The sequence below is a fragment of the Sphingobium herbicidovorans genome, assembly GCF_002080435.1.
Classification (GTDB): Bacteria; Pseudomonadota; Alphaproteobacteria; order Sphingomonadales; family Sphingomonadaceae; genus Sphingobium; species Sphingobium herbicidovorans.
The window spans coordinates 309,704-333,086 of record NZ_CP020538.1; the positions used below are offsets into that span (position 1 = coordinate 309,704).

20 protein-coding genes and 1 tRNA gene are annotated in these 23,383 nt (G+C 61.0%); 14 read left to right on the forward strand and 7 right to left on the reverse strand.

Going from position 1 to position 23,383, the window contains the following annotated elements; all coding sequences use genetic code 11:
* The 5 genes from scpA (at position 1) to alr (ending at position 8,347) form a co-directional block, all read left to right on the forward strand.
* Positions 1 to 2,154 (forward strand): methylmalonyl-CoA mutase, encoded by a 2,154-nt coding sequence (gene scpA, locus B6S01_RS01475; RefSeq protein ID WP_037468641.1) that lies wholly within the window; start codon positions 1 to 3, stop codon positions 2,152 to 2,154.
* The gene (gene bioB / locus B6S01_RS01480; RefSeq protein ID WP_037468643.1) at positions 2,151 to 3,152 is read left to right on the forward strand and encodes a biotin synthase BioB; all 1,002 of its coding nucleotides are present in this window, start codon (positions 2,151 to 2,153) and stop codon (positions 3,150 to 3,152) included. The genes scpA and bioB overlap by 4 nt, the downstream gene beginning before the upstream one ends.
* Positions 3,153 to 3,376: 224 nt before the next feature.
* The gene (locus B6S01_RS01485) at positions 3,377 to 5,377 is read left to right on the forward strand and encodes an acetyl-CoA carboxylase biotin carboxylase subunit (RefSeq protein WP_037468645.1); all 2,001 of its coding nucleotides are present in this window, start codon (positions 3,377 to 3,379) and stop codon (positions 5,375 to 5,377) included.
* 289 nt (positions 5,378 to 5,666) lie between these two features.
* A complete protein-coding gene (locus B6S01_RS01490; protein WP_037468647.1) occupies positions 5,667 to 7,259 on the forward strand; it encodes an MFS transporter in 1,593 nt (530 codons plus the stop codon).
* A 41-nt stretch (positions 7,260 to 7,300) separates the two neighbouring features.
* On the forward strand, positions 7,301 to 8,347 hold the full coding sequence (gene alr, locus B6S01_RS01495; RefSeq protein ID WP_037468649.1) for an alanine racemase: 1,047 nt from the start codon (positions 7,301 to 7,303) through the stop codon (positions 8,345 to 8,347).
* Between the two features lie 61 nt (positions 8,348 to 8,408).
* Here the strand turns inward: alr and B6S01_RS01500 are convergent, their stop codons facing one another.
* Together B6S01_RS01500 and B6S01_RS01505 are read right to left on the reverse strand one after the other, a co-directional pair.
* Positions 8,409 to 9,581: an acetyl-CoA C-acetyltransferase gene (locus tag B6S01_RS01500; protein ID WP_037468651.1), complete on the reverse strand. Its 1,173-nt coding sequence runs from the start codon at positions 9,579 to 9,581 to the stop codon at positions 8,409 to 8,411.
* A gap of 44 nt (positions 9,582 to 9,625) precedes the next feature.
* Positions 9,626 to 10,714 carry an alpha/beta fold hydrolase gene (locus B6S01_RS01505; protein ID WP_037468653.1) on the reverse strand — a complete coding sequence of 363 codons (1,089 nt, stop codon included), beginning with the start codon at positions 10,712 to 10,714 and terminating at the stop codon, positions 9,626 to 9,628.
* On the opposite strand from B6S01_RS01505, the gene phaR reads away from it, so the two are divergent.
* Positions 10,713 to 11,312 (forward strand): polyhydroxyalkanoate synthesis repressor PhaR, encoded by a 600-nt coding sequence (gene phaR / locus B6S01_RS01510; RefSeq protein WP_037468655.1) that lies wholly within the window; start codon positions 10,713 to 10,715, stop codon positions 11,310 to 11,312. The two genes, B6S01_RS01505 and phaR, sit on opposite strands and share 2 nt — an antisense overlap.
* Positions 11,313 to 11,394: 82 nt before the next feature.
* A complete protein-coding gene (locus B6S01_RS01515) occupies positions 11,395 to 12,921 on the forward strand; it encodes an aminoacyl--tRNA ligase-related protein (protein ID WP_037468657.1) in 1,527 nt (508 codons plus the stop codon).
* Between the two features lie 82 nt (positions 12,922 to 13,003).
* Here the strand turns inward: B6S01_RS01515 and hslU are convergent, their stop codons facing one another.
* Positions 13,004 to 14,305, reverse strand: a complete 1,302-nt coding sequence (gene hslU, locus B6S01_RS01520; RefSeq protein WP_037468659.1) for an ATP-dependent protease ATPase subunit HslU — start codon at positions 14,303 to 14,305, stop codon at positions 13,004 to 13,006.
* A 77-nt stretch (positions 14,306 to 14,382) separates the two neighbouring features.
* Positions 14,383 to 14,925 carry an ATP-dependent protease subunit HslV gene (gene hslV, locus B6S01_RS01525; protein ID WP_174525912.1) on the reverse strand — a complete coding sequence of 181 codons (543 nt, stop codon included), beginning with the start codon at positions 14,923 to 14,925 and terminating at the stop codon, positions 14,383 to 14,385.
* A gap of 197 nt (positions 14,926 to 15,122) precedes the next feature.
* Between hslV and B6S01_RS01530 the strand changes: the two genes are divergently transcribed.
* A complete protein-coding gene (locus tag B6S01_RS01530; protein WP_037468743.1) occupies positions 15,123 to 15,311 on the forward strand; it encodes a hypothetical protein in 189 nt (62 codons plus the stop codon).
* Positions 15,312 to 15,337: 26 nt separating this feature from the next.
* Here B6S01_RS01530 and B6S01_RS01535 read toward each other — a convergent pair whose 3' ends face one another.
* Positions 15,338 to 15,463, reverse strand: a complete 126-nt coding sequence (locus tag B6S01_RS01535) for an entericidin A/B family lipoprotein (RefSeq protein ID WP_037468744.1) — start codon at positions 15,461 to 15,463, stop codon at positions 15,338 to 15,340.
* Positions 15,464 to 15,598: 135 nt separating this feature from the next.
* Between B6S01_RS01535 and B6S01_RS01540 the strand changes: the two genes are divergently transcribed.
* From B6S01_RS01540 to B6S01_RS01560, 5 genes are all read left to right on the forward strand, one after another.
* A tRNA-Val gene (locus tag B6S01_RS01540) sits at positions 15,599 to 15,673 on the forward strand.
* Between the two features lie 115 nt (positions 15,674 to 15,788).
* On the forward strand, positions 15,789 to 18,017 hold the full coding sequence (locus tag B6S01_RS01545; RefSeq protein WP_037468665.1) for a S9 family peptidase: 2,229 nt from the start codon (positions 15,789 to 15,791) through the stop codon (positions 18,015 to 18,017).
* A gap of 103 nt (positions 18,018 to 18,120) precedes the next feature.
* Positions 18,121 to 19,146 (forward strand): aspartate-semialdehyde dehydrogenase, encoded by a 1,026-nt coding sequence (locus tag B6S01_RS01550; RefSeq protein ID WP_037468666.1) that lies wholly within the window; start codon positions 18,121 to 18,123, stop codon positions 19,144 to 19,146.
* A gap of 9 nt (positions 19,147 to 19,155) precedes the next feature.
* Entirely contained in the window at positions 19,156 to 19,845 is a 690-nt protein-coding gene (locus tag B6S01_RS01555; protein WP_037468669.1) for a DUF2238 domain-containing protein, read from the forward strand.
* 2 nt (positions 19,846 to 19,847) lie between these two features.
* The gene (locus B6S01_RS01560) at positions 19,848 to 20,609 is read left to right on the forward strand and encodes an alpha/beta fold hydrolase (RefSeq protein ID WP_037468672.1); all 762 of its coding nucleotides are present in this window, start codon (positions 19,848 to 19,850) and stop codon (positions 20,607 to 20,609) included.
* A gap of 4 nt (positions 20,610 to 20,613) precedes the next feature.
* Here the strand turns inward: B6S01_RS01560 and B6S01_RS01565 are convergent, their stop codons facing one another.
* Together B6S01_RS01565 and B6S01_RS01570 are read right to left on the reverse strand one after the other, a co-directional pair.
* A complete protein-coding gene (locus B6S01_RS01565) occupies positions 20,614 to 22,068 on the reverse strand; it encodes an AMP nucleosidase (protein ID WP_037468674.1) in 1,455 nt (484 codons plus the stop codon).
* Positions 22,069 to 22,146: 78 nt separating this feature from the next.
* Entirely contained in the window at positions 22,147 to 22,629 is a 483-nt protein-coding gene (locus tag B6S01_RS01570) for a peroxiredoxin (protein WP_037468675.1), read from the reverse strand.
* Between the two features lie 135 nt (positions 22,630 to 22,764).
* Between B6S01_RS01570 and B6S01_RS01575 the strand changes: the two genes are divergently transcribed.
* Complete coding sequence (locus B6S01_RS01575) at positions 22,765 to 23,325, forward strand: YqgE/AlgH family protein (protein WP_037468676.1); 561 nt, start codon at positions 22,765 to 22,767, stop codon at positions 23,323 to 23,325.
* Positions 23,326 to 23,383: the final 58 nt, after the last annotated feature.

The following is a 23,383-nucleotide window of genomic DNA, read 5'->3' on the forward strand; positions in this document are numbered from 1 at the left end:
ATGACCGAGAAGCCGACGCTGGATCAGTGGGCCGCCGCCGCCGCCAAGGAAGTGAAGGGCAAGGATCTCAACTGGGAAACCCCGGAGGGGATTACCGTCAAGCCGCTATATACGGCCGAGGATGTGACCGTCGATCCCGGCCTGCCCGGCTTCGCACCTTTTACGCGCGGCGTTAGGGCGTCCATGTATGCGGGCCGCCCCTGGACCATCCGGCAATATGCAGGTTTCTCCACCGCCGAAGAGTCGAACGCCTTCTATCGCCGCAACCTGGCTGCGGGGCAGAAGGGGCTGAGCGTTGCTTTCGACCTTGCCACCCATCGCGGCTATGACAGCGATCATCCGCGCGTGGTCGGCGACGTCGGCAAGGCAGGCGTGGCGATCGACACGATCGAGGACATGAAGATCCTGTTCGACGGTATTCCGCTCGATCAGATGTCGGTTTCCATGACCATGAACGGCGCGGTCATCCCCATCCTCGCCTTCTTCATCGTTGCGGGCGAAGAGCAGGGGGTTGATCGCAAGCTGCTCGATGGGACCATTCAGAACGACATCCTGAAGGAGTTCATGGTCCGTAACACCTATATCTACCCGCCTGAACCGAGCATGCGGATCATCTCCGACATTTTCGGCTATACCAGCCGCGAGATGCCCAAGTTCAACAGCATCTCCATTTCCGGCTATCATATGCAGGAAGCCGGCGCGACGCAGGTGCAGGAACTGGCTTTCACCATTGCCGATGGCATGGAGTATGTGAAGTACGGCGTGGCCTCGGGCCTCGACATCGACAAGTTCGCCGGGCGTCTGAGCTTCTTTTTCGCGATCGGCATGAATTTCTTCATGGAAATTGCAAAGCTGCGCGCGGCCCGCGTGCTGTGGCATCGGGCCATGACGAAGCTGGGTGCGCAGGACGAGCGGTCCAAGATGTTGCGGACGCACTGTCAGACTTCGGGCGTGTCGCTGACGGAGCAGGATCCGTACAACAATGTCATGCGCACGACGATCGAGGCGATGGCCGCGATGCTGGGCGGCACGCAGTCGCTGCACACCAACGCGCTGGACGAGGCAATTGCCCTTCCGACCGACTTTTCTGCTCGCATCGCGCGTAACACGCAGATCGTCATCCAGGAAGAGACCGGGATGACCAAGGTGGTCGATCCGCTCGGCGGCTCTTACTATGTCGAGGCGCTGACCCAGCAGCTGGTCGATGCCGCGCAGGAAATCATCGACCGGGTCGAGTCTGAAGGCGGCATGGCCAAGGCTGTGGCGGCGGGATGGCCCAAGGCGATGATCGAGACGGCGGCGGCTGCTCGTCAGGCGCGCGTCGATAGGGGCGATGACGTCATCGTCGGCGTCAACAAATACCGGCTCGCCAACGAAGACCTGCTGGAAACGCTGGAAGTCGATAACAGCAAGGTTCGTGAAGCGCAGATCACCCGTATCAACCGGGTCAAGGCGGAGCGGGACGAGGAAGCCTGCGAGGCCGCGCTGGAAGCGCTGCGCAAGGCCGCTGCCGGTCCGCAGTCTATCGAGAATAATCTGCTCGCCCATGCCGTCGAAGCCGCGCGGGCGCGGGCGACGCTGGGCGAAATCTCCTCTGCGATGGAGGCCAGCTTCGATCGCTATGGCACCGTGCCGACGCCGGTGAAGGGCGTCTATGCGGAGCCTTATGCGCAGGATAGCCGCTGGAAACAGGTTCTTGACGGTGTGCAGGCCGTCGAGCGGCGCCTCGGCCGCAAGCCGAAATTGCTCATCGCCAAGATGGGACAGGACGGCCACGACCGGGGCGCCAATGTTATTGCATCCGCTTTTGGCGACATGGGTTTCGACGTCGTGTCGGGGCCGTTGTTCCAAACACCGGAGGAAACGGTGGTGCTGGCGCTTGATAGCGGCGTTGACGTCGTCGGCGCGTCCAGCCTTGCGGCGGGGCACAAGACGCTCATCCCCGAACTTATCAAGCAGCTTCGGGAGAAGGGGCGCAGCGACATCAAGGTGATCGCCGGCGGGGTCATTCCCCCGCAGGATTATGACTTCCTTCGTGACGCGGGCGTGCAGGGCATTTATGGACCGGGCTCCAATGTCGTGGAGTGCGCCGCCGATGTGCTGCGCCTCCTCGGCCACAACATGCCCCCGGCGGGGCTGGAGGAAGCCGCTTGAACCAGATCACTCCCCGCACCGACTGGACCCGCGACGAGATCGCCGCGCTGTTCGACCTGCCCTTCAACGACCTGATGTTCGAGGCGCAGTCGATCCATCGTGCGAATTTCCCGCGCAATGAGGTACAGCTTTCGACGCTGCTGTCGATCAAGACCGGCGGCTGTCCAGAGGATTGCGGCTATTGCAGTCAATCCACTGAGGCGGAAAGCGGCCTGAAAGCCACCAAGCTGATGGACGTTCAGGCCGTGCTTCAGGCGGCGGCGCAGGCGAAGGATCATGGGTCCGGCCGGTTCTGCATGGGTGCTGCGTGGCGCAATCCCAAGGAAAGGGACATGCCCAAGCTCATCGAAATGGTGAAGGGCGTGCGCCAGATGGGCATGGAAACCTGCATGACGCTGGGGATGCTCTCGTCCGATCAGGCCAAGCAGTTGGCGGATGCCGGGCTCGATTATTACAATCACAATATCGACACCTCGCCGGAAAATTACGCCAACGTCATCACCACCCGGACCTTCGAGGACCGGATCGAAACGCTGGAAAATGTCCGTGACGCCGGCATCAACGTGTGTTGCGGCGGGATCGTGGGCATGGGTGAGACGCGCTCGGATCGCATCGGTTTCCTGCACGCGCTCGCCACCATGCCGCATCCCGAAAGCGTGCCGATCAATGCACTTGTACCTGTGGCCGGGACCGTGCTGGGCGACATGCTCAAGGACACGCCACTCGCCAAGATCGACGAGGTGGAGTTTGTCCGCACCGTCGCGGTGGCGCGGATCGTCATGCCGCAGTCGATGGTGCGCCTCTCGGCGGGTCGCGAAAGCATGAGCGAGGCGTGCCAGGCGCTCTGCTTCATGGCGGGCGCGAACAGCATCTTCACCGGCGACAAGCTGCTGACGGCCGCGAATGCCGGGGACGATAAGGACGCCGCACTGCTGGCGAAGCTGGGTATGACCGCAATGCAGGCCCAGCCGCACGGGCATCTGGAGGCAGCTGAATGAAATTCGGCCGAACGATGGCGGTGACCGCTGTCGTTCTGGCCTAGATCTTCTGGGGTTTATTCGCACCGGGCGCTTTCATGCACGGCGATTGGACCGAACCACAACCTCCGTTCGCCCTGAGTTTGTCTAAGGGCTGCAATTCTTCGAAGGAAGGACGGGGCTTCGACAAACTCAGCCCGAACGGGGTGAGAGGAACTGAATAAGGACTGGGGCAAGGACAGATAATGGCAATCACCAAGATCCTGATCGCGAACCGTGGCGAAATTGCGTGTCGTGTCATGCGCACGGCCAAGAAGATGGGTATCAAGACCGTGGCGGTCTATTCCGATGCTGACGCGCGCGCGCCGCATGTTCTGATGGCTGATGAAGCCGTCCATATCGGCCCGTCCCCTGCAGCGCAGTCCTATCTGATCGCCGACAAGATCATCCAGGCGTGCAAGGACACGGGCGCCGATGCCGTGCATCCGGGCTACGGCTTCCTTTCCGAGCGCGAGAGCTTCCGCAAGGCGCTGGACGCCGAGGGCATCATCTTCGTCGGCCCCCCGGCCAACGCCATCGCCGCGATGGGCGACAAGATTGAATCCAAGAAGCTGGCCAAGGAAGCGGGCGTTAATGTCGTGCCCGGCTATGTCGGCGTGATCGAGGACACCGAACATGCTGTCCGCATCTCCAACGAGATCGGCTATCCGGTGATGATGAAGGCTTCGGCCGGCGGTGGCGGCAAGGGCATGCGCCTCGCCTATTCCGAGCAGGACGTACGCGAAGGCTTCGAGGCGACCAAGCGTGAGGGCCTGAACAGCTTCGGCGATGACCGCGTGTTTATCGAGAAGTTCATCGAAAGCCCGCGCCACATCGAAATCCAGATCCTGGGCGACCAGCATGGCAACATCGTCTATCTGAACGAGCGGGAATGTTCGATCCAGCGCCGCCACCAGAAGGTGGTCGAGGAAGCGCCTTCACCCTTCGTTTCCCCTGAAATGCGCAAGAAGATGGGCGAGCAATGCGTCGCCCTGGCGCGCGCGGTCGGTTATTTCAGCGCCGGCACCGTCGAACTGATCGTGTCGGGCGCGGACAAGACCGGCGACGGCTTCTACTTCCTGGAAATGAACACGCGTTTGCAGGTGGAGCATCCGGTCACGGAAGAAATCACGGGCCTCGATCTGGTCGAACAGATGATCCGCGTTGCGAATGGCGAGGAACTGGGCTTCCGCCAGGAAGATGTGAAGATCAATGGCTGGTCGGTCGAGAACCGGGTCTATGCCGAAGACCCCTATCGGGGGTTTCTGCCATCGACGGGCCGCTTGATCCGCTACAACCCGCCCGAAGAGGGTACGGATGCGACTGGCGCGAAGATCCGCGTCGATGACGGCGTGACCGAGGGCGGCGAGGTCAGCATGTTCTATGACCCGATGATCGCCAAGCTGATCACCTGGGCCCCGACCCGTCTCGAAGCGATCGACAAGCAGATCGAGGCGCTCGACAAGTTCGAGATCGAAGGCCCGGGCCACAATATCGATTTCGTGTCCGCACTGATGCAGCATGAGCGGTTCCGTTCGGGCAACATCACCACCGGCTTCATCGCCGAGGAATATCCCGATGGTTTCACCGGTGCTCCGGCGTCAGAGACTTTGCTGAAGCGCCTGTCGGCGGTCGGGGCCTTCGCCGCAATGGCGCAGGCCGACCGTGCGCGTCGCATCGACGGACAGCTTGGCAAGAGGCTGAAAGCGCCTACCGGTTGGCAGGTTAAGATTGGCGACACAGTGCATGACGTTATCATCAACGGGGATGACGTCACGGTCGATGGCGATCCGATCGACATGGCGCTGGAATATACGCCCGGAGATCGTCTGATCGAGGCGGAGTTTGGCGAAGAGGAACTGGCGGTGAAGATCACGCCCGTCCGTTCGGGATTTGTCCTGACCGCGCATGGCGCCAGCCACAAGCTGCGCATCCTGCCTGCTCATGCCGCGCCGCATGCCAAGCATATGATCGAAAAGATCCCGCCCGATCTGTCGCGCTTCCTGATCTGCCCGATGCCCGGCTTGCTGGTGGCGTTGCATGTCGAGGCAGGCGACAAGGTTGAAGCGGGCCAGCCTCTCGCCGTAATCGAGGCGATGAAGATGGAAAACATCCTGCGCGCGCAAAAGGCCGGCGTTGTGAAAAACGTGTCTGCGGCCCAGGGCGAAAGCCTGCCGGTCGATGCGATTATTCTGGAAATGGAATGACGGCGTGGGCGAAGCAGCGGCTTGAGATACGCCAGCAGCTTTCGCTTCGCCTGACACCCGCATGATGACGGGATCATGATTTGCCATGATCCCGTCTCTAGCACCAGGCACATTGTCGCTCGCGCAAGCTGCAGGCACCGTTGCTGTGCCTCTGCTATGTTGCTGACCAGCTGGGCGCCCGACTGATCGCCGACAGTATGTAGCACTCGAGATATTCACGGTAGCAATGCTTGCTCCCGCCTCCTGCTTCTCTAAAGATCGCCTGACGGCAGTTCGAAAGGGGGGCGCAATGAGCGGGACGGCGGCCAGCGGCGGCCATGTGATAGATGTAAAACGCGACCGCCTGGTCATTACGGCATCTGCGCTCGGCACCGTGTTCGAATGGTATGATTTTTACATCTACGGCGTCCTCGCGCCGATCATTGGGCGGACATTCTTTCCTACCGACAATCCGACGGTCGAACTGCTCTATTCGCTGGCAGGCTTCGCCATCGGCTTCGGGTTCCGACCGTTGGGCGCTGCGCTTTTTGGTTTTTTGGGAGACCGATGGGGGCGCAAATATACGTTTCTCGCGACTATCGTCCTGATGGGCGGCGCGACTGCGGGTGTGGGCCTTACGCCGTCTGCGGCGAGCATCGGGCTGGCCGCGCCCGTCATCCTCATTTTACTGCGGATCGCGCAGGGGCTCGCGCTGGGTGGTGAATATGGCGGGGCGGCCATTTACGTGGCCGAACATGCGCCGCCGGGAAAGCGCGGGTTTTACACCAGTTTCATCCAGGCTGGCGTGATCGGCGGCTTCATTCTGTCGCTGGTCGTCGTTGTCGGCACGCAATGGGTCGTCGGCAAGGCGGTGTGGGACGATTGGGGCTGGCGTCTGCCATTCATCTTCTCGCTCGCATTGCTCGCAATTTCGCTGTGGATGCGGCTCATGTTGCGCGAAAGCCCGGTGTTCACAGCGATGAAAAATGCGGGCGAGCGGTCGCGAAATCCGCTGAAGGAAGCGTTCACCTATCCCGGAAACAGGCGGCGAATGCTGGTCGCGATGATCGGGATCGCGGCGGGTTTCACCGTCATCGCCTATACGGTCATGTTCCAGGCCCTCTATTTTCTGCAGAGCGGCCTGCACGTTTCGCCCGGCATTGCTCAACTGCTGGTTGGTGGAAGCGCCTTCGCGGGGATGGGGGCATTTGTCTTCTTTGGCTGGCTGTCCGATCGAGTGGGCCGCAGGAAGCCGATCATCATCGGCTATGTGCTCGTCTTGCTGCTGCTCATGCCGCTTTATCAATTCATGGGCAGCGTCGCGAACCCCGCGCTTTATCGGGCGGCGGACCGTGCGCCCGTCGTCGTAACCGGCCCCGATTGCAGCTTTGATCCGTTCGCCAAGGTCCAGCCTAGCGCCTGCGGGAAATTACTCGATCATTTTTCGAAGCGTGGCATTCCCTATGAGAAGGCCGGGGCTGAACGGACAGCGGTGACCATCGGCGGCACGACAGTCCAGGACCTAAGTGATGAAGGACTGGACAAAGCCCTTATTGCGCGGGGATATGATTTTGGCGTGGTGAAACCCGACTGGCCGCGCGCCATGCTGATATTCCTCGCATTGCTGCTGCTCTGGACTTTGTCGGGCGCAACCTATGGTCCGGTGGCGGCGCTGCTGTCGGAATATTTCCCGGCACGCATCCGCTATAGTTCGCTTTCGATCCCCTATCATATCGGTACGGGCTATTTCGGCGGTTTCCTGCCGCTCGTCAGCCAGTATATTGTCGCGCGGACCGGCGATCCTTATGCGGGGCTGTGGTACACGATCGTTGTGGTGGCGGTAGCATTGGTGACCTGTCTGGTGGCGCTGCTGGAAACGCGCGACGCAAAGCTGGAAGCGTGACGGCCTCGACGCTTGCGGCGTATGCCGCTATCGCGAGGCCGATGACCGCATTTACCGCTCCCCTGCGCCTGCGTCTTGATGGCGGCGCACTTGTGAATAACTGGCGCTGGCTTCAAAGAAGCAGCGGCGCGGCCGCATGTGGCGCCGCGATCAAGGCCGATGGCTACGGCGCTGGTGCGATTGAGGTCATGGGACGTCTGATGAATGCCGGATGCCGCGATTTTTTCGTGTCCAACTGGGCCGAAGCGGCGCTGCTCGAACCCCTGTTGGAAGATGGCGTTTCGCTCGCGGTGCTGCATGGCGTGCGGAGCGAGGACATGGAGGTCGCGTTAACATCGAAAGCGCGGCCGGTCCTGTCCACGTCCAGCCAGATCGCACGTTGGAAGGCTGCGGGTGGTGGCGTCTGTGATGTGATGGTGGACACCGGGATGAACCGGCTGGGACTTGATTGGCGCGGTGACGTCGCGGCTGAAATCGAAGGTTTGCATGTCGATGCGCTGCTCAGTCATCTGGCGTCAGCAGACGAGGATACCGGTCTTAGCCGGATCCAACTGGACCGCTTTGGGGCGTTGAAGGCCAGCGTCAGCGCACCGCGATACAGCCTGGCGAACAGCGCAGGCATTTGCCTTGGACAGGCCTACGCGTTCGACCTCACCCGACCGGGGCTGGCGCTTTACGGCGGGGTTCCTCGGGCGGAGGCACAGGCGGGCATAGCGCAGGTGGTCTTTCCACAGGCTCAGATTTTGCAACGGCGGCATGTGCCTGCGGGCGACAGTGTCGGCTATAACGCTATCTATGTTGCTGAGCGCGACATGGAGATCGCAGTTTTGAATATCGGCTATGCTGACGGCTATTTGCGGGGATTTTCGAACCGGGGAATGGTGAAGGCGGGGGATGTTGCCCTGCCGGTCGTCGGGCGCGTGTCGATGGATCTGATCGCTGTGGATGTGACGGCCTTTCCTTCGCTTGCTGAAGGAGACTGGCTGGATATTGATTATGCGCTGCCAGACGCCGCTGCACTTTCTGGCCTGTCGCAATATGAGCTGTTGACGGGCCTTGGCGCGCGCTTCGATCGTCTTTGGGATTGAGGATATGAAAAAGGCCGCCGTGCGTACGCACCGGCGGCCCCTTTCTTGACCTGAGCGTAGATCAGCGCTCGATGCACATGGCGACGCCCATGCCGCCACCGACGCACAGAGTGGCAAGACCCTTCTTCGCGTCCCGCTTCTGCATTTCATAGAGCAGCGTGGTGAGCACGCGCGCGCCCGACGCGCCGACCGGATGGCCGATTGCGATGGCTCCGCCGTTCACATTGACCTTTTCAGGATCCCAGCCCAATTCCTGCCCCACGGCCAGCGCCTGCGCGGCGAATGCTTCATTGGCTTCGATAAGGTCGATGTCCGCGAGGGACCAGCCAGCCTTGGCCAGAGCATTGCGGGTAGCGGGCGCGGGGCCGATGCCCATGATGGCCGGATCTACGCCGCAGGTAGCAAAGCTGGCGATACGTCCAAGGATCGGCGCGTTGCGCTGTGCGGCGTCCGCGGCGGTCATGATGACCAATGCGGCCGCGCCATCGTTGATGCCGCTGGCGTTTCCGGCGGTAACCGTCCCATCCTTCTTGAATGCCGGACGCAGGTTCTGCATCGCTTCGAGTGTCGCGCCTGCGCGGATATATTCGTCGGCATCGACGATGGTGTCGCCCTTGCGACCTTTGATCGTCATGGCCACGATCTCATCATTGAAGCGGCCGGCTGCGCGCGCGGCTTCGGCCTTGTTCTGGCTGGCGACGGCGAACTGGTCCTGCGCATCGCGGCTGATCTGATATTTTTCCGCTAGGTTCTCCGCAGTCACGCCCATGTGATAATTATTGAATGCGTCGGTCAGCCCGTCATGCGTCATCGTGTCGATCAGCGAGATCGGCCCCATCTTCGCGCCGCCGCGCAGATATTGGGCATGCGGAGCGAGCGACATATTCTCCTGTCCGCCCGCTACCATGATGCGCGCATCGCCGGCCCGGATCGCCTGAGCGGCAAGAGCGACGGCGCGCAGCCCCGATCCGCACAACTGGTTGAGGCCAATTGCCGTACGCTCCACGGGGATGCCAGCGTTGACAGCTGCCTGACGGGCAGGATTCTGCCCCTGTGCCGCTGTCAGAATCTGGCCGAGTATAACTTCATCGACTTCGTCCGGCGCGACACCGGCTTGAGTCAATGCCGCCACGATGGCGGCGCGGCCGAGTTCGTGCGCCGGGGTGGACCCGAATGCACCCATGAAGCTACCGACAGCAGTGCGCTTGGCAGCGGTGATGACGATGTCTGACAATATACTGGTCCTTGATCAATGGGCAGTTGGCGGGCCCAATATCATCATCCCCCGTGGGTTGAAAGCCAAAGAGACAGGGGCGTCCAGACCAATTCCGCAGCGCGGCTGCCCACGATCATTCCGACATGGCCGAGTTGCAAGGTGAAGCCGTCCGAGAGGTCGGGCGCGGCATTTGCCGGAACGATCCGGTCCGTTGCGGATCGCACCGAAAATGTCGGGCAGCGCAGCGCCGCCAGATCGATCTTTGTCCCATCTATACGCCATTCGGAACGCCCGGTGACATTGGCGCCGTAGAAGGTTTCAAACAATTCCCTGCCGGCCGCAAAGGTTAGGGGCGGGCCGCCATTGGCCCAGTCCTCGACCGCCAGAAACGCGCGTTCGGCCTGCGAACCCGGCTCCATTTCCGCAAAGGCTGCATATTTGCGGATCGTCCGGGCGGGGTCCATCGCCCAGAAGCCGGATTGCAATACCTCCATGGGCACATAGCCCAGTCGTTCGCTGGTCGCCTTCGCGCCGTGCCAGAGTGAAGCGATAAGCTCGCGGTCATCATCGGGAAAACCGTCAAACTGCCAGGGCGCGGCGAGGGTGGCCACGGCCGCAACTCTGGCCACAGCCGCTGCGCCAAGGGCGAGGCTGCCACCCAGGCAATAGCCCACCAGTATTGGCGGCCGGGGAAGCGACCCCAGCATCGGCAGGAGCCGCTGCGTGACATGATGGTTGAGGCCCAGGCTCGCGTCTTTCGCCGAAGGGTGCCCCCAATCAACCAGATATGCATCATGTCCTGCTGCGGCCATGTGACGCAGCATGGATCGCCCCTCGGACAGATCGAGAACCTGCGGCGGGTTAATGAGTGAAGGGATGAAAACCACCGGCGCGCGCCCGTTTTCAGTGCCGTAGCGCAGCAATTTTGCGCTGCCTGCGGTTGCAAAAACCGCCGGACTTGGCGGAGGTGCTGGACGCACTGCGTTCTGATATTTGCGTAAACCTTGGAAGGCTAGCCGCCGAAGTTCAGGACTGCCTTCTGTTTCACGCCACAAAATGCTGAGAAACAGGGGCAAAGGCCGCGGCCCATGTTGCGGTGCGGCAACCCTTTGTGCTAATGCGGAATGTGCAGGTGTGGGAGAGGATTTCATGGCCAAAACCAAGACCGCCAATGAATCGCAGACGGTCACTATCAAGAAATATGCGAACAGGCGTCTCTATAACACGGAAACGTCGAGTTACATCACGCTTGATCTGCTGTCGCAAATGACCCGCGAGGGACGCGATTTCGTGGTCGTCGACGCCAAGACCGGAGAGGACATTACCCATAATGTCCTGACGCAGATCATCATGGAAGAAGAACAGCGGGGCAAGAATATGCTGCCGGTAAACTTCCTGCGTCAACTGATCGCGATGTATGGCGATTCCATGCAATCCATGGTTCCGCAATATCTGGAAGCGTCGATGGAAGCGTTCCACAAAAACCAGATGCAGTTTCAGGAAGCCATGAAAGGCGCCTTCGGGGGCGGGCCGCTGGCCGAGATCGCCAAGCGCAACATGCAGATGTTCGAAGCGGCAGCCAGCGCCTTTGGCGGAGTGCCAGGGATGCCGGGAATGCCCGGAATGCCGGGCGTATCGCCGACCCAACCGGCAGCGGCCGCAGCATCCGGCGACGACAAGGACGACGAGATTGCCGATTTGAAAGCGCAACTGGCCGCGCTGAACGCCAAGATCGACAAGCTGAGCTGAGGCATCGCGTTCAGGGTCGACGGGGCCGCGCGCTTGGCCTATGGCGCGCGTTCCTTCAGATAGATGAGCAAGGCCTGACCCCGTGAAGCACGCCCTTTCCGTTACCCGTGAACAGGATTTTGCCGCCTGGTATCAGGCCGTCGTTTCCGAAGCAGACATGGCCGAGGAAAGCGGCGTGCGCGGCAGCATGGTCATCCGGCCCTGGGGCTATGGCATCTGGGAACGCATCCAGAAGCTGCTGGACGAGCGCATCAAGGCGACCGGCCACGAGAACTGCTATTTCCCGCTCTTCATTCCGCTTTCCTACTTCGAGAAGGAAGCTGAGCATGTCGATGGCTTCGCCAAGGAAATGGCGGTCGTCACGCACCATCGCCTGATCCAGAAGGACGGCAAGCTGGTCCCTGATCCAGACGCAAAGCTGGAAGAGCCTCTTGTGGTTCGCCCGACGTCCGAAACGGTGATCGGTGCAGCATTTTCGCGTTGGGTGCAGAGCTGGCGCGACCTGCCCGTGCTGATCAACCAGTGGGCCAATGTCGTTCGCTGGGAAATGCGGACGCGCATGTTCCTGCGCACCGCTGAATTTCTATGGCAGGAAGGGCATACGGCTCACGCCACCGTTGAAGAGGCGATGGAAGAGACGATGAAGATGCTCGAGGTCTATCGCAGTTTCGCCGAGGAATGCGTCGCGCTGCCGGTGGTGGCGGGCGAGAAGCCGGAGAATGAGCGATTCCCGGGCGCCGTCGCGACTTATTCGATCGAAGCGATGATGCAGGACGGCAAGGCGCTTCAGGCCGGAACCTCGCATTTCCTGGGAACGACGTTCAGTCAGGCGCAAAGCATCAAGTTCCAGAATGCCGAGGGTCAACAGGAACTGGCCCAGACGACAAGCTGGGGCATGTCCACGCGGATGATCGGTGGGCTGATCATGGTGCATGGCGACGACGACGGCCTGCGGGTGCCGCCGCGGCTTGCGCCTTATCAGGTCGTCGTCGTGCCGATGCTGCGCGACAATGATGAGGATGCGGCGATCCTGGATTATTGCGGCGAGATCGTCGCCCAGTTGAACAAGCAGGATGCGTTTCGCGAGCCGGTTCGCGCGATGCTGGACAAGCGGCCCGCCAAGGCAGCGAACAAGCGCTGGGGCTGGGTGAAGAAGGGCGCACCAATCGTTGTCGAGGTTGGCGGCCGCGATGTTGCGGGAGGCAATGTGTCCGTCCTGCGCCGCGACCGGCTTTATCGGGAAGATGGAAAGCTCGACAGCCAGATCATCGCGAAGGGAGATTTCCTGGACGCTGCGACGGGCATATTGGCGGAAATCCAGCAGGGGTTGTTCAACGATGCGCAGGCGCGCCTGCTCGGCAATATCGACAAGTCGATCACCTCGCTCGATGCGTTGAAAGCATATTTCGGCGCAAGCAGAAAGCCGGGCTGGGCACTGATACAGTGGGCAAAACCAACCGGTCCCGCGCTTGACAAGGTGATTGAATGGCTCAAGGGCGAGAAGCTGACGCTTCGCAACGTGCCGCTGGATGCCGACGCGGCGGATGGCAACTGCATCTTTACCGGCGACAAGGCTGTCGAGCGGGTGCTGGTTGGGCGTAGCTACTAAACTGCCAGCCTGTTCGTATCGAGCGTAGTCGAGATTGGCGGCGCAGACGCTTCCCGACTTCGCTCGACACTATGCGCGTTGGTCAGAGCACATATTTGCTGAGATCGGTATTCCGCGCGACTTCGCTCAGCTGCTTTTCAACATAGGCGGCGTCGATCACGAGCGTTTCGCCTTTGCGGTCCTCGGCATCGAAGCTCACATCCTCCAGCAGCTTTTCCATGACCGTCTGAAGGCGGCGGGCCCCGATATTCTCGATCTCGCCATTCACTTCCGCCGCAATCTTGGCCACGGCGCGGATGCCATCGGGCGTCAGGTCGATCGTAACCCCTTCGGTCGCCAGCAGCGCGCGATATTGCGCAACAAGACTGGCCTTGGTGTCCGATAGGATGGAGACGAAATCATCCTCCGTCAGCGCCTTCAGCTCAACGCGGATGGGAAGCCGGCCCTGAAGTTCCGGCAGCAGGTCGCTAGGCTTGGCGACATGAAATGCGCCGGACGCGATGAACAGGATATGGTCGGTTTTGAGCGGGCCATATTTTGTCGAAACGGTAGTCCCTTCGATCAATGGCAGAAGGTCGCGCTGCACGCCTTCTCGGCTGACGGAGCCGCCCCGCACGTCGCTGACTGCGATCTTGTCGATCTCGTCCAGGAAAACTATGCCATTCTGCTCGGCGCTGGTGATGGCCACGCGTGCGACATCGTCCTGGTCCAGCCGCTTGTCCTGCTCTTCTTCGACCAGCTTGTCCCAGGCTTCCGCGACACGCAGCTTGCGGCGCTTCTTCTGGGTCTGGCCAAACGCCTTCGACATCATGTCGGACAGATTGATCATGCCCACTTGCCCGCCCATGCCGGGGATCTCCATCGGCATCGAAGGGCTGTCTGCCACCTCTACCTCAACCTCGACATCGTTCATCTGGTCGTTTTCGATCCGCTGGCGGAAGGAGAGGCGGGTGGCCTCGCTCGCTTCCTTACCGGTGAGCGCGTCGAGCAGGCGCGCCATCGCGGCTTCCGACGCGGCCTCGCGCACGGCTTCCCGGCGGCGGTCCTTCTCCAGTCGCACGGCTTCCTCGACCAGATCGCGGACGATCTGCTCAACGTCGCGCCCGACATAGCCGACTTCAGTGAACTTGGTCGCTTCCACCTTTACGAAGGGGGCGTCGGCGAGCTTCGCAAGGCGGCGGCTGATTTCGGTCTTGCCGCAGCCTGTGGGCCCGATCATCAGAATATTCTTCGGGGTCACCTCATCGCGCAAATCGGGCGACAGGCGCTGACGGCGCCAGCGGTTGCGCAGGGCGACAGCGACGGCGCGCTTCGCGTCCGCCTGCCCGATGATGTGCGCGTCCAGCGCGGATACAATGGCTTTGGGTGTCAGGTTGTCGTTCATCTCTGTCCTTTTCCCATCCTTCTCGACGGAGGGGTGGGGCATGGGCTTGTCGGAGGAGGAGTGCGAGCCTTCCCCGATCAGGAAACGCTTTTCAGCTCTTCAATGGTGAGTTGGTCGTTGGTGTAGACGCAAATGTCAGCCGCGACAGCCATGGCCTTGCGAGCCAGCGTTTCGGCGTCTTCCTCATACTCCACCAGGGCGCGTGCGGCGGCGAGAGCGAAATTGCCGCCAGAGCCGATTGCCGCCACCCCGCCCACCGGCTCAAGTACGTCGCCATTGCCGGTCAGGATCAAGGTGACATCCTTGTCCGCGACGATCATCATCGCTTCCAGGTTCCGCAGATATTTGTCGGTACGCCAATCCTTGGCCAGTTCAACGGCCGCCCGCATGAGTTGGCCGTTGTGGCGCTCAAGCTTCGCCTCAAGACGTTCAAACAGCGTGAACGCGTCGGCCGTTGCGCCCGCAAAACCGCCGATAACCGAGCCGTCGTGAAGCCGCCGAACCTTGCGGGCATTGGGCTTCATCACCGTCTGGCCCATGGAAACCTGGCCATCGCCAGCGACGATCACCTTACCGTTCTTTCGTACCGACATGATGGTTGTCCCGTGCCAGGTGGGCATGGTGCTGGAGCGTTGGTCGTTCATGGGTCGGCATATGGGAGCGAATGGGCTACCGCGCAAGCATAGTGGTGAAGGGCGCTGGATCGTGTCATTTTCTAGACGGAATTATGACAATCCGTTCAGGAACCAATGCCGGTTAATTGACTTTGTGCACAGCAGCACGGATCATGAGCGTCTGTATATGGGAGAAAATGCCGATGTCCCTGAAGGCCAGAGCTCGAGAAAAGGTCGAGCGCGCAGGCATTTCCAACTATTCCTTCGACCATGACGTACTCGTCATGTGCGGCGTGCGTTACACGATCGCCGCGTGCAACTGCGGTGAGCCGGATTGCGATGGCGTCCGCTTGGAAAAAGACGCTGCAATGGTCAACCGCGTGCTGCAATAACCCGATCAGTTCACAGACTGGCGAGCTTACATCGCCCTCTCGCCGGCCCGGCCAACCGATTCAATATCTCGGCCAACGCCCTTCACGGTGTTGCACGCGGCCAATGTGGTGAGAAGCAAGCCAGTAATCATAAGGGCAATGGTTGGACGCATCGACGCTAACTCCCGGTTGGACCTGTTCCCTATCGCGGCCACGTAAAAAGGCAATAAGCCCATTTTGCAATTTCCATTTCGCGGCTTCTTGACAGCAACCGTGTCGGGTGCCAATGGCCGCATCCTCCTTTCAGGGGGCGCGTAGCTCAGCGGTAGAGCACACCCTTCACACGGGTGGGGTCACAGGTTCAATCCCTGTCGCGCCCACCATGGCCTCCAAGGCTGTGGCCGGAAATATTATTTCCCTACATTGATCTCTTTGTCTGCGTGGCGTTAATTCTGTCGCTCGATCTGGCTCTTGAGCGGTCGAGACGAAAGGATAAGAATGTCCTCATTCCTTAAGGGCAGCGCGGCTATCGGCGCGCTGCTGGCGAGCGCCGCCGATCCGGCAGCCGCGCAGCAGAAACTGACGCTTGAGCGGGTCTTCGCCAGTCCAGACCTGTCCGGTCCTCAGCCGCGCGCGCTCAAGCTCTCGCCTGACGGCAAGCTGGTTACCCTGCTCAAGCCGCGCGTGGATGAAAAGGAGCGCCTGGACCTCTGGGCGATCGACAGTTCGACCGGAGCCGAACGAATGCTGGTCGATTCCAAAAAGACCGGCAGCGGAGCGGAGCTTTCCGAAACGGAGAAGATGCAGCGAGAGCGGGACCGCTCGGTTGCCGGGAATACGGGCATCGTCAGCTATGATTGGGCGCCCGATGGCAAAAACATTCTGGTGCCTATAGACGGGGATCTGTACCTCGCGGCGCTGGATGGCGGCGTCACTCGCCTGACGAATACGCCCGATGGGGAATTGAATGGAGGCGTCAGCCCCAGGGGCGGTTTCGTTTCCTTCGTGCGTGGCGGCAACCTGTTCGTTCAGCCGATCGGCGGCGAAGAGCGGCAAGTGACGCAGGGCGCCAGCGAAACGGTCAGCTGGGGCGTTGCCGAATTCGTCGCGCAGGAGGAAATGGATCGGCGCACCGGTTATTGGTGGTCGCCTGACGACCGGCTGATCGCGGTGGCGAAGATCGACGAGGAACCCGTTGGTATCGTAACCCGAACGGCGATCGGCGGCGAAGGCACGAAAGTCTATCAGCAGCGTTATCCCGCCGCCGGCACGCCCAATGCCCTCGTTGAGCTTTACGTGATGAAGCCTGACGGATCGGGTCAGGTGAAGGTCGATCTGGGGCCGGAACGAGATATCTACCTGGCGCGGGTCAACTGGTCGAAGGACAGCGCGGTTCTCTATGTTCAACGCCAGAGCCGGGATCAGAAGACGCTGGATTTGCTCGCAGTCGATCCCACGACCGGCAAAGCGAAGATTGTCCTGACCGAAAAGGCCAAAAGCTGGGTCAATCTGAGCAACAATTTCACGCCGCTTGGCGATGGCAGCTTCCTGTGGTGGTCGGAGCGCAGCGGTCACGGCCATCTCTATCATGTGCGTGGCGGTAAATGGACCGCTCTGACGAGCGGGCCCTGGGAAGTGCGCGACGTGGTTGCTGTCGATGAGAAGCAGGGCATCGTCTACTTCACCGGCAACCGCGAGACGCCGCTGGAGCAGCAACTTTATGCAGCGCCGCTGTCCGCCAAGGGCGCGCTTCGCCAGCTGACCAGCGATGGCTGGTGGAATGATGCGGTGATGGATGGCGCGGCGACGCGCCTCGTCATATCCCGCAGCAATGTGGATCAGCCAAAGCAGGTCTATCTTGCTGACCATCAAGGTCAGCGGTTGCAATGGCTGTCTGAAAATGTGCTGGCTGGCGACCATCCCTACGCGCCTTATCGTGCCTCTCATGTGAAAACGACGTTCGGCACGATCAAGGCCGCGGATGGAACCACCCTGCATACCCGCATCCTTACGCCACCACTTGAACCGGGTAAGCGTTACCCGGTATTCATGCTTCACTATGGGGGCCCCGGCGGCGGGCGGGTCGTGACAAACCAGTGGAATTCGCCGTTATATCAATATCTGGTCCAGCAGGGCTGGATCGTCTTTGCCGTCGATAATCGCGGTACGCCCGATCGGGGCAAAGCGTTCGAGGATCATCTCTATCGCGCGATGGGCACCGTAGAGGTGGATGATCAATTGCAGGGCGTCGAATGGTTAAAGGCCCAGGCATTCGTCGATCCGCAGAGGATCGCGACCTACGGCTGGTCCTATGGCGGTTATATGTCGGTGAAGATGCTGGAGAAGGCGCCCGGCGTCTTTTCCGCCGCAATCGCCGGCGCACCGGTGACGCGGTGGGAACTGTACGACACGCATTATACCGAACGCTATCTGGGTAAGCCACAGGACCAGCCAAGCGCCTACCCGGCATCCGGGGCCGTTGATGAAGCGGTGAAGATACGAGACCCGCTGTTGCTTATTCACGGAATGTCGGACGACAATGTCGTGTTCGACAATAGCACGACGTTGATGGCAAGGATGCAGGCGGCGGCCGTCCCATTCGAAATGATGGTCTATCCGGGGCAGACCCATCGGGTAGGCGGGCCGGGGATCAGCGTTCACCTGTGGCGCACGATCGAAGATTTTCTCGCCAGGCATGGGACGGCGCCCCAATCGCCTGCCAGATAGCAAAGGCGCGCTTTCCGCGGGCAAACCGCTTCCTGCTGGACAATTTGCGCGACGGCGTTATGGCGCCCACTCCGCAATTTCGCATGGAGTGGAGTCTTTAGTCATGGGTTACAAGGTCGTCGTCGTCGGTGCCACGGGCAATGTGGGCCGCGAAATGTTGACCATTCTCGCCGAGCGCGAGTTTCCTATTGACGAGATCGCGGCGGTTGCATCGCCCCGGTCGCAGGGTCTGTCCGTCGATTTCGGCGACACTGGCAAGACCATCAAATGCCAGAATATCGAGCATTTCGATTTCACTGGATGGGACATCGCGCTGTTCGCTGCCGGCTCTGGTCCGACGGCTGAATATGCGCCCAAGGCGGCTGCGGCCGGCTGCGTGGTGATCGACAATTCGTCGCTTTACCGCATGGACCCCGATGTGCCCCTGATCGTGCCCGAAGTGAACCCGGACGCGATCGACGGCTATAAAAAGAAGAACATCATCGCGAACCCCAACTGCTCGACCGCGCAGATGGTGGTGGCGTTGAAGCCGCTGCACGATGCCGCGAAGATCAAGCGCGTGGTCGTCGCCACCTACCAGTCCGTGTCCGGCGCGGGCAAGGCTGGCATGGACGAACTGTTCGAGCAGTCACGCAACATCTTTGTCGGCGATCCGGCCGAACCCAAGAAGTTCACCAAGCAGATCGCTTTTAACGTGATCCCGCACATCGACGTATTTCTGGACGATGGTTCGACCAAGGAAGAGTGGAAGATGGTCGCGGAAACCAAGAAGATCCTCGATCCCAAGGTGAAGGTCACGGCGACCTGCGTTCGCGTGCCCGTGTTTGTCGGTCATTCCGAAGCGCTGAACATCGAGTTCGAGAACGAGATTTCGGCGAAGGAGGCTCAGGACATTCTGCGCGAAGCGCCGGGCGTTATGCTGGTCGATAAGCGCGAGGATGGCGGCTATGTCACCCCCGTCGAATGCGTCGGCGACTACGCTACTTTCATCAGCCGCGTTCGTGAGGACTCGACGGTCGATAATGGCCTCTCGCTCTGGTGCGTCAGCGATAACCTTCGCAAGGGTGCTGCGCTGAATGCCGTGCAGATCGCTGAACTGCTCGGCCGCCGTCACCTCAAGAAGGGCTGAGCCTTTCATATGATCGCTGGCGCTGCTGCTGTCTGGAAAAGCCTTCCGATAGCGCAGCGCCGGATGATCCTGTTGCTGATCGCCGCCATTACCGCCGCGCAGATCGACCAACCCTATCCAGAACTCGCGCCGCTTCAGCATGGGCCGACGCTGGCCCTGGCGCTTGCTGCGCCCTGGATGCTTCGCCGCTGGCCGCTGACCAGCGGTGCGGTCGCCTGTATCGTCGCCTTCCTGCTGTTGCACACGCTGGGCGGCCGCTACATCTATTCATATGTCCCATATGATGACTGGGCGCGCGCGCTTACCGGTCACGATCTTTCTGGTGTATTTGGGTGGGCGCGCAACGGTTATGATCGCATGGTCCATTTTGCCTTTGGCCTGCTCTTGATGTTTCCGCTTGCACAGATCGCCCAGCGCATGGGCGGCATGTCGTTTCGCTGGGCCATGCTGTTCGGCTTTGTCGTGATCGGCTTCGTCGGCGCACTGTACGAAGTGTTCGAATGGCTGCTGACACTTATAGCGAAAGGGGAGACGGCCGACTGGTATAATGGACAGCAGGGCGATGTATGGGATCCCCAGAAGGACCTGGCCGCTGCGCAGGCGGGTGCCTTGATAGCGCTGCTATTTCTTTGCTTGCGCGGCTCTCGACAAGCTGTGGTGGAGGCCATATCGGACGTCGCCGACACGCCCACGGAGTAACGATGACCGACCTTGCAATGGAAAAGCTGGAGATCAAGGGCCTGGGCGGCCTGCCGATCGCCGTGCACGTGGCGGGGCAGGGGCGCGATCTGGTCCTCATTCATGGCTATTTTTCCAATGCCTGGACCAACTGGGTGCGCTACGGCCATGCCGCCCGCCTGGTGGAGGCGGGGTTCCGGCTGATCATGCCGGACCTGCGCGGTCATGGAGAGAGCGGCAAACCGCATGACGTCGCCGCCTATCCACCGGATGCCCTGACCGACGACAATCTGGCGCTGATCGATCAACTCGGCCTGACGGATTATGATCTGGGCGGATATTCGCTGGGCGCTCGCACTACCGTGCGGATGCTCGCGCGAGGGGCGACGCCACGCCGCGTCGTGCTGGCAGGCATGGGATTGAGGGGACTGGTAAAGACGCTGGACAAGGGCGGCTATTACAAGAATGTCCTCACCAACCTGGGCACCTTCGAACGTGGAACGTCGGAATGGATGACCGAAGCCTTTCTCAAGACCACCAAGGGTGATCCTGTCGCGATGCTGCACATTCTGAATACCTTCGTGGACACCCCAGCCGAGACGATCGCAAAATTCGCGCAGCCCACGGAGGTCATCTGCGGCGCTGACGATCAGGATAATGGGATAGCGCAGGAGTTGGCCGACACATTGCCAAACGGGCGCTATGTGGAGATACCCGGAAATCACATGAACGCGGTCACCCGTAAGGAATTGGGCGAGGCGATTGTGAGGTTTCTGAAGGACTGAATAGTCAGCGGAAGGGCGGCTCGTTGAAAGCCCGCAACTTGCGGCTATGCAACTGCGGGCCTTCCTTCCGCAGCAGTTCACAAGTCATCAATCCCACGCGCAGATGCCCGGCAATCGCTTCTTCATAGAAGCGATTTGCCTGCCCCGGCAGCTTTAGTTCTCCGTGGATCGGCTTGTCCGAAACGCAAAGTAGCGTTCCATACGGCACACGAAACCTGTAGCCTTGCGCCGCGATGGTTGCTGACTCCATGTCGATGCCGACAGCACGGGACAGGCTGAAACGCAGGGCGGAACTGGAATAGCGCAGTTCCCAGTTGCGATCGTCGGTGGTCACCACCGTACCCGTGCGCAGCCGCCGCTTGAAATCTTCCCTGTCATTGCCCCCCAGCACCGCTTCGGCGGCCTTGGCGAGCGCCACCTGCACCTCTGCAATGGCCGGCACCGGAATTTCGGGCGGCAGCATATCGTCCAGCACCTTGTCATCGCGGAGATAGGCGTGGGCCAGCACATAATCGCCGATCCGCTGGCTGGGGCGAAGGCCCCCGCAATGGCCGATCATCAGCCACGCTTCGGGGCGCACCACGGCAAGATGGTCGCAAATCGTCTTGGCATTTGCGGGGCCAACGCCGATGTTGACGAGCGTTATCCCGCTCCGATTGGGCGCGATCAGATGATAGGCAGGCATCTGGTGACGGCGCCAGGCGCTATCCGCGATCATCCGCGCGGGATCGGCCGTTTCGCGCGTTACATAGAGGCCGCCCGCACCCGACAGCGCGGTGTAAGGTGTAGCTTCACGCTGCAGTTCCGCGCACGCCCAATCAACGAATTCATCGACATAGCGATGATAGTTGGTGAAGAGGATATAGCGCTGCACATGCTCCGCCGGGGTGCCCGTATAATGTTTCAGCCGGGCAAGCGAGAAATCGGTGCGAAGCCCGTCAAAAAGGGCAAGAGGTCTTTGCCCTGCGGCATTGGGCATGAAGAGGCCATCGGCGATTTCGTCACCGATCTGCGCCAGTTCGGTCGCGGGGAAGTGCCGTGCGAGTTCGGTCGGGGGTATGCCGTCCAGCGCGCTTATGTCCAGGCCGTCCAACACATAAGGGAAGGGGATTTGCTGATCGCTGATCCCCGTTTCCACCTCCACGCCATAATCCCGGACGAGCAGGTCGATCTGCTCAGCCAGATAGTCCGCAAACATGTCCGGCCGCGTTACCGTGGTGACATAAAGACCGGGCTTTGAAAGACGGGCAAAGGATCTGCCGGGTGGCGGCGCGTCGGTTTCCGCATGGTGGATGATGCGGAGTTCTGGATAGCAATATCGGCGGTCGGATCTGGCCTCCGGTGGAGGCACGCTTCCATCGCGGCCGTAAGCCTGCATGGCCTCGCGGAGATTTCCAATAGAGGTCTGATAAATCCGCTCAAGTTGCGCGACCGCCGCGCTGCCGATGCTTTTGGTCATCGACCCTTGCTACCGCAGATATGTGACGGAAGGAAGCGAACGCTGCGCGGCGCTGATGACGCCGCGCGGCCCTGCCGGTCAGAGCTGGCTCAAAAGATGGTCTGCGGATGATACGCTGAAGCTGCCCGGTTCCTCGACGTTCAGTTCGGCAATCGTGCCGTCCTTGACGATCATGGAGAAGCGCTGCCCCCGCGTCCCCATGCCGAACTTGCTCCCATCCATGGTCAGGCCGACCGCCTTGGCGAAATCGCCATTGCCGTCCGCCAGCATGGTGACCTTGTCATCCGCGCCCGCCGACTTGCCCCAAGCGCCCATGACGAACGCGTCGTTGACGGCGGTGCAGGCGATTTCATCGACGCCCTTTTCCTTCAGCGCTTCTGCTTTCTCGACGAAACCCGGCAAATGCTTGGCGGAGCAAGTCGGGGTGAATGCGCCCGGTACGGAAAAGAGGGCGACGGTCCGGCCTGCGAAAAACTCTTCGGAAGACACCTGCTCGGGCCCATTATCGGTCATCCTGGTGAAGGTGGCGGAAGGGATGCGATCCCCCTTGGCGATGGTCATATGCTGTCTCCTGCCGTTGAGCGGGTGAGGTCGGCCCTGCCTCTCTCTCTGTCAAGGCCTGCGAATGTGCCGCACTGCCTCCTGCGGACGACAGCCCGCCATTGGCAAAGGCGCAAAGCAGCGTATATTCGACCCATGAACCAGTCACGCTCTTATGCCGGTCAGTTCCTGCTTGCCTTGCCGGGCATGGAGGACATGCGTTTCGACCATTCCGTGGTGGCGATATGCGTCCACGACGAAAATGGCGCCTTGGGAATCGCCGTGAGCGATGAGATCGACGGGGTGGGGCTGCACGATCTGCTCGACAGTTTCGACATCGACGCGCGCAATGTACCCGATGTGCCGGTGTTGCGAGGCGGGCCTGTCGAACCGCGCCGCGGCTTTGTGCTCCATTCGCTTGATTGGAAGGGGCAGGACATAGTGGAAGTCGGACCCGATTGGGGCCTGTCCGGATCTCTCGAGATATTGAAGGCGATCGCGGAGGGCGCCGGCCCCAGCCGCTACATTGTTGCACTCGGCTATGCGGGCTGGGGCGCGGGCCAACTGGACCGCGAAATGACGGGAGAAAGCTGGTTCCCGGCGCAATGCACTGCGGACCTGCTGTTCGACGTTCCGGCCGGGAAAAAATGGGCTGCCGCCTATGCAGCAGCCGGAGTCGATGCCTCTCATCTGGTAAGTGGCGCCGGCTCGGCCTGATAGTGCCGCTGGATTTCCCGGATTGATCGCCGTCGGGTTGCCAGGCGGGGCGCAGCAT

Bases quoted from the DNA above. Each gene is read 5' to 3' on its own strand.
- scpA (WP_037468641.1), top strand. From the start codon at position 1: ATGACCGAGAAGCCGACGCTGGATCAGTGGGCCGCCGCCGCCGCCAAG.
- B6S01_RS01485 (WP_037468645.1), top strand. From the start codon at position 3,377: ATGGCAATCACCAAGATCCTGATCGCGAACCGTGGCGAAATTGCGTGT.
- B6S01_RS01490 (WP_037468647.1), top strand. From the start codon at position 5,667: ATGAGCGGGACGGCGGCCAGCGGCGGCCATGTGATAGATGTAAAACGC.
- alr (WP_037468649.1), top strand. From the start codon at position 7,301: ATGACCGCATTTACCGCTCCCCTGCGCCTGCGTCTTGATGGCGGCGCA.
- phaR (WP_037468655.1), top strand. From the start codon at position 10,713: ATGGCCAAAACCAAGACCGCCAATGAATCGCAGACGGTCACTATCAAG.
- B6S01_RS01505 (WP_037468653.1), bottom strand. From the start codon at position 10,714: ATGAAATCCTCTCCCACACCTGCACATTCCGCATTAGCACAAAGGGTT.
- hslU (WP_037468659.1), bottom strand. From the start codon at position 14,305: ATGAACGACAACCTGACACCCAAAGCCATTGTATCCGCGCTGGACGCG.
- hslV (WP_174525912.1), bottom strand. From the start codon at position 14,925: ATGCCCACCTGGCACGGGACAACCATCATGTCGGTACGAAAGAACGGT.
- B6S01_RS01530 (WP_037468743.1), top strand. From the start codon at position 15,123: ATGTCCCTGAAGGCCAGAGCTCGAGAAAAGGTCGAGCGCGCAGGCATT.
- B6S01_RS01535 (WP_037468744.1), bottom strand. From the start codon at position 15,463: ATGCGTCCAACCATTGCCCTTATGATTACTGGCTTGCTTCTCACCACA.
- B6S01_RS01545 (WP_037468665.1), top strand. From the start codon at position 15,789: ATGTCCTCATTCCTTAAGGGCAGCGCGGCTATCGGCGCGCTGCTGGCG.
- B6S01_RS01550 (WP_037468666.1), top strand. From the start codon at position 18,121: ATGGGTTACAAGGTCGTCGTCGTCGGTGCCACGGGCAATGTGGGCCGC.
- B6S01_RS01555 (WP_037468669.1), top strand. From the start codon at position 19,156: ATGATCGCTGGCGCTGCTGCTGTCTGGAAAAGCCTTCCGATAGCGCAG.
- B6S01_RS01560 (WP_037468672.1), top strand. From the start codon at position 19,848: ATGACCGACCTTGCAATGGAAAAGCTGGAGATCAAGGGCCTGGGCGGC.
- B6S01_RS01565 (WP_037468674.1), bottom strand. From the start codon at position 22,068: ATGACCAAAAGCATCGGCAGCGCGGCGGTCGCGCAACTTGAGCGGATT.
- B6S01_RS01570 (WP_037468675.1), bottom strand. From the start codon at position 22,629: ATGACCATCGCCAAGGGGGATCGCATCCCTTCCGCCACCTTCACCAGG.
- B6S01_RS01575 (WP_037468676.1), top strand. From the start codon at position 22,765: ATGAACCAGTCACGCTCTTATGCCGGTCAGTTCCTGCTTGCCTTGCCG.